At 60.2% G+C, this 14,011-nt stretch carries 14 protein-coding genes and 1 riboswitch; of the genes, 7 read left to right on the forward strand and 7 right to left on the reverse strand.

Features of this window, described 5'->3' with window-relative positions; all coding sequences use genetic code 11:
* Window positions 1-81: 81 nt before the first annotated feature.
* Window positions 82-317, reverse strand: a riboswitch (cobalamin riboswitch).
* A gap of 151 nt (window positions 318-468) precedes the next feature.
* Together BKX96_RS12225 and BKX96_RS12230 are read left to right on the forward strand one after the other, a co-directional pair.
* Window positions 469-1,053, forward strand: a complete 585-nt coding sequence (locus tag BKX96_RS12225; RefSeq protein ID WP_046819398.1) for a hypothetical protein — start codon at window positions 469-471, stop codon at window positions 1,051-1,053.
* 67 nt (window positions 1,054-1,120) lie between these two features.
* Entirely contained in the window at window positions 1,121-2,434 is a 1,314-nt protein-coding gene (locus BKX96_RS12230; protein ID WP_046819397.1) for a PQQ-dependent sugar dehydrogenase, read from the forward strand.
* Between the two features lie 1,053 nt (window positions 2,435-3,487).
* Here BKX96_RS12230 and BKX96_RS12235 read toward each other — a convergent pair.
* The 6 genes from BKX96_RS12235 to BKX96_RS12260 all read right to left on the reverse strand — a co-directional run bounded on the left by BKX96_RS12235 (window position 3,488) and on the right by BKX96_RS12260 (window position 8,813).
* Window positions 3,488-4,141, reverse strand: coding sequence for an O-methyltransferase (locus tag BKX96_RS12235; protein ID WP_046819396.1), 654 nt, complete (start codon window positions 4,139-4,141; stop codon window positions 3,488-3,490).
* Between the two features lie 18 nt (window positions 4,142-4,159).
* Window positions 4,160-4,696 carry a C40 family peptidase gene (locus tag BKX96_RS12240; protein WP_046819395.1) on the reverse strand — a complete coding sequence of 179 codons (537 nt, stop codon included), beginning with the start codon at window positions 4,694-4,696 and terminating at the stop codon, window positions 4,160-4,162.
* A 163-nt stretch (window positions 4,697-4,859) separates the two neighbouring features.
* Window positions 4,860-5,507, reverse strand: coding sequence for a C40 family peptidase (locus BKX96_RS12245; protein WP_046819394.1), 648 nt, complete (start codon window positions 5,505-5,507; stop codon window positions 4,860-4,862).
* A 226-nt stretch (window positions 5,508-5,733) separates the two neighbouring features.
* The gene (gene hda, locus BKX96_RS12250) at window positions 5,734-6,438 is read right to left on the reverse strand and encodes a DnaA regulatory inactivator Hda (RefSeq protein ID WP_008063324.1); all 705 of its coding nucleotides are present in this window, start codon (window positions 6,436-6,438) and stop codon (window positions 5,734-5,736) included.
* Between the two features lie 197 nt (window positions 6,439-6,635).
* A complete protein-coding gene (locus BKX96_RS12255; RefSeq protein ID WP_046819393.1) occupies window positions 6,636-7,709 on the reverse strand; it encodes an AI-2E family transporter in 1,074 nt (357 codons plus the stop codon).
* 36 nt (window positions 7,710-7,745) lie between these two features.
* The gene (locus BKX96_RS12260) at window positions 7,746-8,813 is read right to left on the reverse strand and encodes a DUF2066 domain-containing protein (protein ID WP_077184034.1); all 1,068 of its coding nucleotides are present in this window, start codon (window positions 8,811-8,813) and stop codon (window positions 7,746-7,748) included.
* Between the two features lie 383 nt (window positions 8,814-9,196).
* Between BKX96_RS12260 and purM the strand changes: the two genes are divergently transcribed.
* The 5 genes from purM to BKX96_RS12285 all read left to right on the forward strand — a co-directional run bounded on the left by purM (window position 9,197) and on the right by BKX96_RS12285 (window position 13,108).
* Entirely contained in the window at window positions 9,197-10,255 is a 1,059-nt protein-coding gene (gene purM, locus BKX96_RS12265) for a phosphoribosylformylglycinamidine cyclo-ligase (protein WP_046819391.1), read from the forward strand.
* Window positions 10,255-10,905: a phosphoribosylglycinamide formyltransferase gene (purN, locus tag BKX96_RS12270; RefSeq protein WP_046819390.1), complete on the forward strand. Its 651-nt coding sequence runs from the start codon at window positions 10,255-10,257 to the stop codon at window positions 10,903-10,905. The genes purM and purN overlap by 1 nt, the downstream gene beginning before the upstream one ends.
* Before the next feature lie 8 nt (window positions 10,906-10,913).
* The gene (locus tag BKX96_RS12275) at window positions 10,914-11,627 is read left to right on the forward strand and encodes a DUF3108 domain-containing protein (protein WP_077184035.1); all 714 of its coding nucleotides are present in this window, start codon (window positions 10,914-10,916) and stop codon (window positions 11,625-11,627) included.
* A 141-nt stretch (window positions 11,628-11,768) separates the two neighbouring features.
* On the forward strand, window positions 11,769-12,185 hold the full coding sequence (locus BKX96_RS12280) for an OsmC family protein (RefSeq protein WP_046819388.1): 417 nt from the start codon (window positions 11,769-11,771) through the stop codon (window positions 12,183-12,185).
* A gap of 62 nt (window positions 12,186-12,247) precedes the next feature.
* Window positions 12,248-13,108 carry a pirin family protein gene (locus BKX96_RS12285; RefSeq protein ID WP_077184036.1) on the forward strand — a complete coding sequence of 287 codons (861 nt, stop codon included), beginning with the start codon at window positions 12,248-12,250 and terminating at the stop codon, window positions 13,106-13,108.
* A 108-nt stretch (window positions 13,109-13,216) separates the two neighbouring features.
* Here BKX96_RS12285 and BKX96_RS12290 read toward each other — a convergent pair whose 3' ends face one another.
* Window positions 13,217-13,945, reverse strand: coding sequence for a dienelactone hydrolase family protein (locus tag BKX96_RS12290; RefSeq protein WP_046819386.1), 729 nt, complete (start codon window positions 13,943-13,945; stop codon window positions 13,217-13,219).
* Between the last annotated feature and the right edge of the window lie 66 nt (window positions 13,946-14,011).

The raw sequence follows: 14,011 nt of genomic DNA on the forward strand, positions 1-14,011 counted from the left end.
GGGAGCTCTCCGTTGAGGCAGGATTAACGGCGGGCAGGCACAAGAATAGACGGCAAGAAGCCTGGCATCGCCCACCGTGATGCCGCTTGGATGGATCAGGCCGGTCTCCGGGCTCATGAGCGGCGTGATGCCGGACTGCGCGCCTTCCCGCATCAACGATCGACACAGTGGCTCCAGACGCAGTTTTCACTCATTTACCGTTGCGGGGGCAGCGCCGGGATCGCAGGGCTTCATCGACTGAAGCGCTCAACTCACCGGCTTCCCTGTTTCACTCTGTCGACCCAAAGCCACAGAGCACCTGAAACAAGCGGCGAAGGTTAGAGGGTTGGGGGTGGAGCGTCAATTGAAGACGCGGCGCTGTCGCGAATAACTGCCACCCACCAATAAAGTGACGTCAATCTTGTGCCACACGCCCAGCAGTGATATCAAATAGCCATAAGCCACGGCACAATAACAAGGGTGAACCCCATGCAAGGCATCATCATCAGCAATCCAAATCTGGAATTCCTGCGCCCAGCCCTGGAACGCTGGTTCGACTGTATAGATCGCTATAACGCCGTGCGCGGCGACAACGAGACGCCCTACTGGCTCGACGAAAAGGCCAACCTCGGCCTGTTTTCCGCCGCCGCCTGGATGGCCGAGATGATTACGCTGCAACAATCGCCCACCCGCAAACAGATCGAAGAAGGCGAACGCAACGGCCGCGCCGATCTGTTTATCGCCACGCCCGAAGCCCGCGCCTGGCTGCAGACCACGCAACGCTGGCCCAGGCTCAATAGCCTGAACCTGACCCAGGCCCTGCTGGATATCACCAGCGATGCGAAGAAAATCAGCTACGCCAGCGACCTGAAAATCGGCTGCCTGTTCGTCGCACCGCACAAGAGCCAGCAAGGCGCTACCCCCGAAGAACTCCAGGACACGGTCGATGACCTGCAAAAGGAGCACAGCTGCGCCGTGGCCTGGTATTTCCCCTATGCCTATCGCAAATTACGCAACGAAACCGGTCACTATCACCCCGGCATCGCTGTGCTGCTCAAGGAAGCTCGCGGCTGAGGTTGAACCATCGGGCTGCCGCGCTTCTCTATGAATTAAGTCACTGCATTCATAGGGAAGGTCAGTAATGCGTACGTCTGAGCTGCTTTTCGTTGTTGTGTTAGCGGGAGGGCTCGCCGCCTGTGGCGAATCCGCCCGCTTGCAAGTCACCGACGGCACAGGGCCGTCACCCCGGCTCCCGGAACCCAACAAGACGCTGTTCCCGACAATGAACATCGCCCCGGCCATCGGCTGGGCGGATGGCGCAAAACCCGTGGCGGCCAGCGGCACTCAGGTCGGCGCATTTGCCGAGAACCTCGATCATCCGCGCTGGCTTTACGTGCTGCCCAATGGCGACGTGCTGGTCGCCGAAACCAACGCCCCGCCCAAGCCCGATGACAACAAAGGCATCAAGGGCTGGATCACCAAGAAAGTCATGGGGCGCGCCGGTGCCGCCGTACCGAGCCCAAACCGCATCACGCTGCTGCGCGACAGCGACCACGATGGCGTCGCCGAAACCCGCACGGTGTTCCTGGAAAACCTCAACTCGCCCTTTGGCATGACCCTGGTCGGCAATGACCTGTACGTCGCCGACACCGACCGGCTGTTGCGCTTTCGCTATGAAAACGGTGACACGGCCATCAAGTCACAACCGATCAAAGTCGTCGACCTGCCGGGGGGCACGCTGAATCACCACTGGACCAAGAATGTCATCGCCAGCAAGGACGGCAGCAAGCTGTACGTCACGGTAGGCTCCAACAGCAACGTCGGCGAAAACGGCCTGGACCAGGAGCAAGGCCGCGCGGCAATCTGGGAAGTGGATCGTGCCACCGGCAACCACCGGATCTTCGCCTCGGGCCTGCGCAACCCTAACGGCATGGCCTGGGAGCCAAATAGTGGCGCACTGTGGACAGCGGTCAATGAGCGCGACGAAATCGGCAGCGACCTGGTGCCGGACTACATTACCTCGGTGAAAGATGGCGCCTTCTATGGCTGGCCATTCAGCTATTACGGCCAGCACGTCGATGTGCGCGTCGAGCCGCAAAACCCTGACCTGGTGGCCAAGGCGATTGCCCCGGACTACGCGGTCGGCCCGCACACGGCCTCACTGGGCCTGACGTTTGCCGAAGGCAACACGTTACCGCCGCCGTTCAAGGAAGGCGCTTTCATCGGCCAGCATGGCTCCTGGAACCGCAAGCCGCACAGCGGATACAAAGTGATTTTCGTGCCTTTTAGCGGCGGTAAACCAAGCGGGCAGCCGGTGGATGTGCTCACCGGTTTTCTCAATGACGAGGAAAAAGCCATGGGCCGGCCGGTGGGTGTGGTGATTGATCAGCAAGGGGATCTGCTGGTGGCCGATGATGTGGGGAACAAGGTGTGGCGGGTGTCGGCCGCGCCATAACCCGCACTTGAAAAACAGGCCGACCGGTCGGCTTTTACTTTTGCGTTTGCGTTTGCGTTTGCGGGGCTTTTGATCTTGATTTTCTTGCCCCCTCACACCCTGAGCCTGTCCGTCAACCTGTGACGACCTCCATCGGAGCCTCTACCAACGTTGATCCATGCCGCATCGAAGCTTGTTGTGGGAGATTGTTTTCTGAGTACATATCCGTTACTGCGGTAACGGCTACTTATGGTTTCGCCCTTACGGCGACTCACTTTTTCAAACGCCGAAAAGTAAGCAAAAGGCTTTGCCGGTATGACTCACCCACTTGGTGCCTCGCTAGGGCTCGGCATGCCCTCTCTCCGGCATTGCTCCGTGGGTCGCCGCGATGGGCCATCGTGGTTAACGGGGCACCCAGATCAAAAACCAAAGCGAGGCGGCCTGACAGCCGACCTGACTTTTGCAGATACCTCCAATCCCCTGTGGGAGCCAGCCTGCTGGCGATGGACGTCAACGATAACGCGCCCTGCCTGGATGAACGCGTTGCCTGGAAGTCCATCGCGAGCAGGCTCGCTCCCACAATGGGATAGCGGACAAACCTGCAATCAGGTCGGCTGTCAGGCCGCCTCGCTTTCGCGTTTGATCTTGATATGGCTTTTGATTTTCTTGCCCCCTCGAGAGGCCGAGTGGAGGTTCTGCGCAGTGGGTAAACCGGCATGGATGCCGGTTTAGCCGCGCTGGGCCATGGATGGCCCATCGCGGCGACCCACGGAGCAGGACCGGAGCGAGGGCATGCCGAGCCTTAGCGAGGCACCGAACGCCAGGGGCAAGAGCCCTTGGTTACTTGGGGCTTTTCCAAGTGACTCGCCGTAAGGGCGAAACCATTAGAGGCCGTTACCGCAGGAATGGATATGTACGCGGTCAACAAAATCCAGGTTGGCTGCTAGGCCGCCATCGCTGGCAAGCCAGCTCCTACAGTGGATCGGGTACATCCGGGCGTGATTGGTTGGTTGTCGGGCCGCCATCGCCGGCAAGCCAGCTCCTACAGTTTGGATCGGGTACAACCGCGAGAGATCAGCGCTTACGGCAAAGGGTAAGCCCATCTCCCAACGGCAACAGCGACAGATCCACCCGCGCGTCATCCTTCAAGGCGCGATTGAGCGCCTGGATCGCGCGGGTATCCTCGCTCTCGGGGTTTTTCTCAAGCACCCGACCACTCCACAGCGTGTTATCGAACACCGCCAGGCCGCCGATACGCAACAGCCGTAGCGCATGCTCCAGATAGACCGGGTAATTGGCCTTGTCGGCATCGATGAACACCAGGTCGAACTGGCCTGGCTCATCCAGCTTGCCAAGGGTTTCCAGTGCGGGAGCCAAACGCAGATCGATTCGCCCGGATACACCAGCCTCCTGCCAATAGCGGCGCGCGGTGGCGTTGTAGTCGCCGGGAATGTCACAGCAGATCAGCAAACCGTCATCCGGCAAGGCCGCCGCCATGCACAGGGCGCTGTAGCCTGTAAACGTGCCGACTTCCAAAACGCGTCGGGCGCCGGTGAGTTTTACCAGCAAGGCGAGAAACTGCCCCTGTTCCGGCGCCACTTGCCAGCGGGCCATGGGCAGCGCCTGGGTTTCGTCACGCAAGCGCTTGAGTACTGGCGTTTCGCGCAAGGAAACATCAAGCAGGTATTGATACAGCGAATCGTCGAGGTTGAGCGTGCGGGCTGTCATGACAATACCCCCTGGCGGTTACGGATTGCGCGCCAGATGCTCGGGTTGCAAAACGCGCTTGGCACTCAGGTAGGCTCTCTGCCAATAAGCCTTGGACAAGCTGTCGAGCTTGACCGTGCCACCGGTAGCCGGTGCGTGGACGAAACGCCCTTCACCGACGTAGATACCGGCATGGCTGACCTGGGAACCGCCATTGGTGGCGAAGAAGATCAGGTCACCGGTTTGCAGGCCTTCCTTGCCAACGCTGGCCGCCTGCATGGAAATCATTTCGCGCGTGGTGCGCGGCAGGGAAATACCGGCTACATCCCGGTAAACGTAGCCAATCAGCCCACTGCAGTCGAATCCGGAGTCCGGCGTATTGCCGCCCCAGCGATAAGGCGTGCCGACCAGCCCCAACGCGCGAAACAGCACATCTTCCGCTTCCGGAGAAAAAGCCTGGGAGGGACCGAACACGATGGGTGCGCGAACCACCGGCGCAGGTGGCGGCGTTCGGCTGGCGCAAGCACTGAGCAGCGCTGCGAACAGCATGATTGTGAGGCGGGCCGACATCGTCATAGCAGAGCATCCTGATCAGGCTGCGGCTTTTTCTGCGCGAGTGCAGAAAAGAAAACCGCCTGCGGAGTACGCAGGCGGTTTGCCATCATTCATGGATCAGAATTTTAGCGCTTATATGGCAAACTTCAAGTAAGACTTTAAGTTCGCCTTACGAAAAGTACGCTTACTTGCGAGCGGTTACGATTGGAGCCGCTGCAGGCGCCATGGCGAGTGCACGCTTGGCTTCGATGAAGGTCTTGCTCCAGTAGCTGTCGCCCAGGCTGTCGATGCGCACACCACCGCTACGGCGGCTGCTGGAGTGGATGAACTGGTTGTCACCCAGGTAGATACCGGCGTGACTGACGCGACCGCGGCGACCATTGGTGGCGAAGAACAGCAGGTCACCTGGCTCAAGTTTGCTGCGCGAGACCAGCGGTGCATCCACGTTGATCATTTCGCGAGTGGAGCGTGGCAGGTTCATGCCCGCTTCTTCACGGAACAGATAACCGATGAAACCGCTGCAATCGAAGCCGGCTTCAGAGGTACCGCCGAAACGGTAACGGGTACCGATCAGGGACATGCCGCGTTCGAGGATGCTGTCGGCCAGAACCGGAAGCTGGTACGCCTTGCCGTTGGCGAAGCTGGCCAGTTCTTTCTCGGTGGCCGCTTCTTCCTGTTCAAGCGCTTGCTGATAAAGCGCGGAAGACTGGGCGGTAACGGAATTTTTAACCTGCTGTTGTTGCGCTTGCTCGGACACTGGCGTGTGGGCAGCGCAACCGAACAACAGGGTAACGAGTGCGAGGGGCACGAGGGGTGCAAAGCGATTTAGCATGGGCACGACCGTGGCTGATTAGTGTCAAGAAGCCGAGACTATGCCCGCTATCATCCTCATTTGCAAATTCAATCGAACTTTTTGTGACTTCTTGGTTTCTCGATAACATCTAAGCGCTAAAGCCCATTCTAGACACTTACGCAACCTGCACACCGCAGGAAAGCGGATTTTCTGGCGCCCAAAATATGCCGAAAATCGACGCAAGCCTCGAATTTACCAGGGTTGGCTACCAGCCCAGCGTCTCTTTGAGAAACGGGATGGTCAGCTTGCGCTGAGCTTGAAGAGAGGCCTGGTCGAGTTGCTCAAGCAGTTCGAACAGCGCGCTCATGCTGCGTGTACCGCGGGTGAGGATAAAGTGCCCGACTTCGTCGGTCAGGTGCAGGCCGCGACGTGACGCTCGCAGTTGCAGGGCGCGCAATTTGTCTTCGTCAGAGAGTGGGCGCATCTGGAATATCAGCGCCAGGGTCAGGCGCGACTTGAGGTCGGCCAGTTTTACCGGCAGCTCGCGCGGCGAAGTCGATGCGGCGATCAGCAGGCGCCGACCACTGTCACGCAGCCGGTTGAACAGGTGGAACAACGCCTCCTCCCAGTCAGCCTTGCCGGCCACCGCCTGCAGGTCATCCAGACAGACCAGTTCGTATTGCTCGAGGTTGTCGAGAATTTCGATGCCACGATCCATCAACTCGGCCAGCGGCAGGTAAACCGCCGGTTCGCCCATCTGTTCGAAACGCAGGCACGCGGCCTGCAACAGATGCGTGCGCCCTACCCCGTGCTTGCCCCACAGGTAAATCAGGCTTTCGGTCCAGCCGGCGTCGGCTTCGCACAGACGTTCGACATAGCCGAGTGCAGCGGCATTGGCGCCTGGGTAGTAGTTGATGAAGGTGGCGTCGTCACGCAGACGCACACCTAGGGGCAGCTGAATCGGTTTCATGCTGACTGAACAGTTCCAAAGGAACCGTTAGTGGCCTCTGTGTAAAGTTTGCGAAGTTTATACCCGTGGGGCCGACCGCACAATGCGACAGACCACAAGCAAAATCAAAGGTTTGCGTTAGCGCACCGGTTTTATGACAGATTCTTTGGCGCTGCGGGCAGCCGGCCGGGGTCGAATCGGGCTGCCCGTGGCCCCCTCTAAAGCTCGGGATCGTCAACACCACTGTACATACCAGAATCCTTATACAAATCATGCACATGACGCAGCAGCACCATGATCACCGCCGCCACGGGCAACGCCAGCAATACACCCGTAAACCCGAACAGCTCGCCGCCGGCCAGAATCGCGAAGATCACCGCCACCGGGTGCAGTCCGATGCGGTCGCCCACCAGCAATGGCGTCAGCACCATGCCCTCCAGCGCCTGACCGACCATGAACACCGCGACGATGCCCATCATCGGATACAACTCGCCGCCAAACTGGAACAGGCCGGCAATCAGCGCCGCGCCAATGCCAATGATGAAGCCCATGTACGGCACGATCGCCGCCAGCCCGGCAATCATGCCGATCAACAGGCCCAACTCCAGACCCACCAGCATCAAGCCCGCAGCATAGATCACGCCCAAGGCGACCATCACCAGCAATTGCCCGCGGACGAAGGCGCCGAGCACTTCATGGCACTCTCCGGCCAGTGACACCGCCTGCTCTTCGCGATCGCGCGGCAACAGACTGCGGACTTTGGCCACCATCAGGTCCCAGTCGCGCAGCAGGTAGAAACTCACCACCGGAATCAGCACCAGATTGGCCAGCCAGCCAATCAACGCCAAGCCCGAGGCGGTCGCCTGGCTCAGCACCACGCCGACGATGTCGGTGGTCTGGCCCATGTGCTCGCTGATCGCCGCCTTGAGCTTGTCGAACTTCCAGAAGCCCTCCGACAAGCCAAACTTCGACTGCGCCCAAGGCAATGCCGTGTGCTGCAGCCAATCAAGCATCTGCGGCGCCAGCTCATACAAGCGAAACAGTTGCTTGGCGAGCATCGGCACCAACACCAGCAACAGCGTGGTGAAGATCAGGGTGAACAGGGCAAATACCGCAATCACCCCCCAGGTCCGTGACAGGCCGGCTTTTTCCAGCCGATCCACCAAAGGGTCAAACAGATAGGCCAACAACAACGCCACCAGGAACGGCGTGAGGATCGGGTGCAACAGCCAGACAAACGCGCAGAGCAGAATCACTCCACCCAACCAGAACCAACGCCGCGTATCGGCCATGAACCACTCCATTGCTTCTATATAAGAAAGAAAATCCTACCAGCGGAAACGCAATTGCGGCGTCGGTGCAGGCGCAGGCGCGACTGCAGGGGCCGAACCGCCAGCTACAGGCTGAACGGGTGCCGCTGGCGCCGGCACCGGCTCCGCCGCGACCTCCTGCAACCTGGCCAGCGACAACTGCGCGCGCAATTGATCGGTACTGCCATTGACCCGATAAAGAATCCGGTCGCCGTCGACACTTTGCGGGCGTCCGCCGAAAGGCTCCAGCAAGCGCCCAAGGGTCGCATAACGCTCCAGGTTCATACCTTGGACTTCCAGCAGCTGCGCGGACGAGGCCCCTGGCTTGGCGACGAATCGCGGCGCCAGTCGCTGGTTCACCGCCAGCATCACCGCGTCTGCCAAAGCAGCCTGATCGGCTCCCTGGGCACTGCCGGCCTCTTTCTGGTCACCCAGCCACAACTGCCACTTGGCCTGCCACTGGCCACCCTCTTCCCGGGCATGCACCGCCAGCAGGGCGTCGGCATTGTAACGCTGGGATGCGCTGCGCAGGGCCGACGGATCAGCACTTTCCAGATTCGGCGCGGTGGCGACGATTTGTTCGTTCAGGTCCGCCAATGGCAGACGCAGGGGCAAACCACGGTGCTGCGCGGCGCGGCGCAAGGGTGTCGCACCGGCCTGGCCATCGCCCACCAGGCTTGCACCCTCGGTGTAGTCGTTCAACCACCAGCCCAATATCGACGGCCGATTGGCACCCCACATTGCCAGCCCGGCCCGGCGCAAGGCCTGGTCGGTGGTGCCAGGGTCAAAGTCGACTTTCAACACTTCCGGCGGGCCGGCCTCGAAGCCGTACTGGCTGATGATTTGCTGCGGGTCTTTGCGAATCGCCGCCAGCCCCGGATTCTGTGGCGCCTTGGGATCGCCGGTCAGGCGCAAGACCAGCGTATCGAGCGCCCGCTGTGTCGCTTCGTCACGCTCTTGCGGTGACTGGCCGCTGACCGGCTCGCGCACTTGATAAAGGCCTTTGACGGTTTCAGCCTGGCTTACCTGGCTGGCCAGGCCGACCACTGACAAGCAGCCCACAAAAAAGAATTTACAAAAACCCATGGAAGATTCCTGAGGACAAAAGCGGCTGGAACAGACCGCGTGAACACGAACGAGCAAGGCTGTGACCATCGCCCGACGTAAAACATTCACACGCCCTGGGTAAGTTTTCGCACTGTGGTAACGATAGACGGTTAATGACGACAACTTGTGCAGGCGAGCAGGATGTCATCCACGGGAGGCCCTGGCGTTTTTTTTCGGCCGATATGCCCCCTGCCGTCGGCCTGAGGATGGCCGCTGACCGTCAAGCCTGATAAAATCGCGCGCCTTCGCAGACCGGCAACAGCCGGGCACCCTCGAATATCGCGTGAGGCAATCACCTTCGTCGAATTTGGCGGTCCCGCTGGACTCGGTCGTTACAGAAATCCCCCCTAAAGGCCTGGATCATGAGCAAGCAACCCTCCCTGAGCTACAAGGACGCCGGTGTAGACATCGACGCCGGTGAAGCATTGGTCGAACGCATCAAGAGCGTCGCCAAGCGCACTGCGCGCCCGGAAGTCATGGGCGGCCTGGGCGGTTTCGGCGCCCTCTGCGAAATCCCGGCCGGCTACAAGCAGCCCGTGCTGGTTTCCGGTACTGACGGCGTCGGCACCAAGCTGCGCCTGGCATTGAACCTGAACAAGCACGACAGCATCGGCATCGACCTGGTCGCCATGTGCGTGAACGACCTGGTGGTCTGCGGCGCCGAGCCGTTGTTCTTCCTCGACTACTACGCCACCGGCAAACTCAACGTCGAGACCGCGACCCAGGTCGTGACCGGCATCGGCGCTGGCTGCGAACTGTCCGGCTGCTCCCTGGTGGGCGGCGAAACCGCTGAAATGCCTGGCATGTACGAAGGCGAAGACTACGACCTGGCCGGCTTCTGCGTCGGCGTCGTGGAAAAGGCCGAAATCATCGACGGTTCCAAAGTCGCTGCCGGCGATGCCCTGCTCGCCCTGCCGTCTTCCGGCCCGCACTCCAACGGCTACTCGCTGATCCGCAAGATCATCGAAGTGTCCGGTGCCGACATCGAAAACATCCAGCTCGACGGCAAGCCGCTGACCGACCTGCTGATGGCCCCGACCCGTATCTACGTGAAGCCGCTGCTCAAGCTGATCAAGGAAACCGGCGCCGTGAAAGCCATGGCTCACATCACCGGTGGCGGCCTGCTGGACAACATCCCGCGCGTCCTGCCAAAAGGCGCACAAGCGGTGGTTGACGTGGCAAGCTGGACCCGCCCTGCGGTGTTCGACTGGCTGCAGGAAAAAGGCAACGTCGACGAAAACGAAATGCACCGCGTGCTGAACTGCGGCGTAGGCATGGTCATCTGCGTGGCTCAAGAGCACGTGGAAACCGCGCTGAACGTCCTGCGTGAAGCCGGCGAGCAACCGTGGGTCATCGGTCAGATCGCCACCGCTGCCGAAGGCGCTGCCCAGGTTGAACTGAAGAACCTCAAGGCTCACTAATGCCTAACACCTGTGATGTTGTGGTGCTGCTCTCCGGCACCGGCAGTAACTTGCAGGCCTTGATCGACAGCACGCGGACCGGCGACAGCCCGGTCCGCATCGCTGCGGTGATTTCCAACCGCGCCGACGCTTATGGCCTGCAACGCGCCAGGGACGCGGGTATCGACACCCGCACCCTGGATCACAAGGCTTTCGAGGGCCGCGAGGCCTTCGACGCCGCGCTGATCGAACTGATCGACGCCTTCAATCCCAAACTCGTGGTCCTGGCCGGCTTCATGCGCATTCTCAGCGCTGACTTCGTACGCCACTACGCGGGCCGCCTGCTCAATATCCATCCCTCGCTGCTACCCAAATACAAAGGGTTACACACTCATCAGCGCGCGCTGGAAGCCGGTGACGCCGAACATGGCTGCTCCGTGCACTTCGTCACCGAGGAACTCGATGGCGGACCACTGGTCGTACAAGCAGTAATACCGGTAGAGTTGCACGACTCGCCGCAGAGTCTGGCGCAGCGGGTCCATGTGCAGGAACACCTGATCTACCCCATGGCCGTGCGTTGGTTTGCCGAAGGCCGGTTATCCCTCGGCGAACAAGGTGCTTTACTGGATGGACAGTTACTCGCGGCCAGCGGCCACTTGATTCGACCCTAGGAGATTTTATGCGTCGCGCCCTGCTCTTCGCTTGCGCTCTGCTCGCCCTGCCCTTCACACAGGCTGCAGACCTTCAACCTTTCTCCGCCAGCTACACCGCCGACTGGAAGCAGCTGCCCATGAGCGGCACGGCCGAGCGCAGCCTGACCAAGCAAGCCAATGGCGTCTGGAAGCTCAACTTCAAGGCTTCGATGATGATCGCCAGCCTGTCCGAAGAAAGCACCCTGACCGTCGACAAGGACACCCTGCTGCCACAGTCCTACCATTTCGAACGGGGTGGCCTGGGTAAAGCCAAGAAGGCTGACCTGGACTTCGACTGGACTGCCAAGAAGGTTACCGGCACCGATCGTGGCGACGCGGTCAATATTGCCCTCAACCGCGGCATGCTCGACAAATCCACCTACCAGCTGGCACTGCAGCATGACGTAGCCGCCGGCAAGAAAAGCATGAGCTATCAGGTTGTCGATGATGGCGAAGTCGATACCTATGACTTCCGCGTGCTGGGTTCGGAAAAAGTCGAGACCAAGGCTGGCCAGATCGACGCGATCAAGGTCGAGCGCGTGCGCGACCCGACACAAAGCAAGCGCATCACCGTGCTCTGGTTCGCCAAGGATTGGGATTACCTGCTGGTTCGCCTGCAACAGGTCGAGACCGACGGCAAGGAGTACAACATCATGCTCCTGGACGGCACGGTGAACGGCAAGTCGGTTAAAGGCAGCTGAACTGCACCTCTTGAAGAAGCCCCGCACTTGCGGGGTTTTTTTTGAAGATTAAAAAGCAGGAACGCACGACAGGCGCAATGCTCTATACCTTCAAGGTCTTTTTTGATCGAATGACTTTCCCTGCTGCCTGCGAGGTTTCACATGACTGTCACCGTCAACACCGTTTCTGCCGAAGGCTTGCGTCATACCGTCCAGATCGATGACCACGAACTCTATGCCGATGCCCCGCCATCGGCAGGCGGCGAAGGTTCGGCGCCAGAGCCGCACGACTACTTCGATGCCGCACTGGGCGCCTGCAAGGCCCTGACCTTGAAGATGTATGCGAAGAAAAAGGACATTCCGCTGACGGGCGTTGGCGTGGAGGTCAAGCGCGACAACAGCCAGGAGCAAAAAGGCAAATACGTACTCCACGTCAAGCTGACCCTCAAGGGCGTGCTCACCGACGCCCAGCGCGAAGAGCTGCACCGGGTGGCCGATCGCTGCCCGGTGCACAAGCTGATGACCACTTCTGAAGTCAGCATCGAAACCCATCTGGCCGAAGGCGCGTTCAGCCAATAGCGGCAAGGGCTGCGCAAGCGGGTTATGCTCGACCGCATCACCCGCTCAGCCTGGAACGCACCATGAACACTCCGCTCGTGATCCGCCCCCGCGCCGAAGATGTCGAAGGCCAGCCGATTCTTCGCCCGTTGCCATCAGCCAAATGCCGCAATGTCGGGCCCTTCGTGTTTTTCGACCATATGCTCGAAACCCGTTATGCAGCGGGTACCGGCATGAACATCCGCCAGCATCCGCATATTGGTCTCTCCACGCTCACCTACCTCTTTGAAGGCCAGCTGCAGCACAAGGACAGCCTCGGGTCGGACCAGGTGGTCAATGCCGGTGATGTCAGCTGGATGACCGCTGGCAGCGCCATCGCCCATGTCGAGCGCACACCCGAAGCGCTAAAAGACAGCGGCTTTACGATGCACGGTTTGCAGATCTGGCTGGCTTCTCCCAAAGACAAGGAACAGGGGCCAGGACACTACAGCCACCACCCCGCCGCCACACTGCCGGTCAGCGAAAACCTCGGGGTGACGATCCGCATGATCGCAGGCTCGGGCTTTTGCCTGGAATCGCCAGTGCCAGTGCTTTCGCCGACGCTGTATGCCGAAGTGAACCTGCAAACGGCGACGACCCTGCTGATTCCCACCGAGCATGAAGAGCGCGCGCTGTATGTGTTGAGCGGGGACGTGCAGCTCGATGGCGAGCCGATAGAGCCGCATTCACTGGTGGTGTTGCCACCCGGGGAAGAAATGACCTTGTTCGCCGAGAGCGACAGTCATGCGGTGTTGTTCGGTGGTGCGCCGCTGGATGGGCCACGACGGATCAACTGGAATTTCGTGGCGAGCGATCCGGCAGCCATCGATGAAGCGCGTCGGCGCTGGGCGGCCGGGGATTGGCCGACGGTGCCGGGGGAAGTTGAGCGGATCGAACTTCCTTAAGACTTATTGTGAATTTCACATCGCCTTCGCGAGCAAGCCCGCTCCCACAGTTGACCGCATTCCAATGTGGGAGCGGGCTTGCTCGCGAAGAGGGCGGCACTATCGCAATCAGCCCTTGAACACTTCATCCAGTAGATTGTGCATCGACGTGAAGGCCCGAGCAGCGACCTTGGCGTCGTACATCATCATCCCCGGCACGTTCGCATGGGGATCGGTGAACGAGTGGAACGCGCCGCCGTAGCTCAGCAGCTGCCAATCCACGCCAGCGGCGTTCATTTCATCTTCAAACGCCGGCAATTGCTCCTTGGGCACTAACGGATCGGAAGCGCCGTGCAGCACCAGCACCTTGCCCTTGATGTTTTTTGCATCGGCCGGATTCGGTGTGTCCAGCGTGCCATGGAACGACACAGCCGCCTTCACTGGCGCCCCCGTGCGGGCGAATTCCAGTGCGCAGCAACCGCCAAAACAGAAACCGAAGGTCGCCAGCTTCGAGGTATCGACAGCGGCCTCACCCTGGCTTTGCAGCTGCTCGAACGCCACCTGCATGCGCTTGCGCAGCAACGGCCGGTCATTCTTCAACGGCGTCATTGCCGCGCCAGCCTCATCGTTGTTCTGCGGACGAACCGATTGGCCATAGAGATCCGCGATCAACACCACGTAACCCTTGGCCGCGACCGACTTGGCGATCTCCTCGGCCCCGGCGCCAACACCCATCCAGTTCGGCGCCATCAACAGACCCGGACGCGGGCCTTTGTGGTCGGCGTCGAAAGCCAGGCGGCTTTCGTAGGATTGGCCATCAATCTGGTAGACAACAGAACGTACAGTGATTTGGCTCATTTATGACTCCTGATTTTTTTACACCAGAATGAAAAAAACCCGCCGAAGCGGGTTTTTCTACAACCT

Source organism: Pseudomonas putida (assembly GCF_001976065.1).
GTDB classification, from domain to species: domain Bacteria; phylum Pseudomonadota; class Gammaproteobacteria; order Pseudomonadales; family Pseudomonadaceae; genus Aquipseudomonas; species Aquipseudomonas serbica.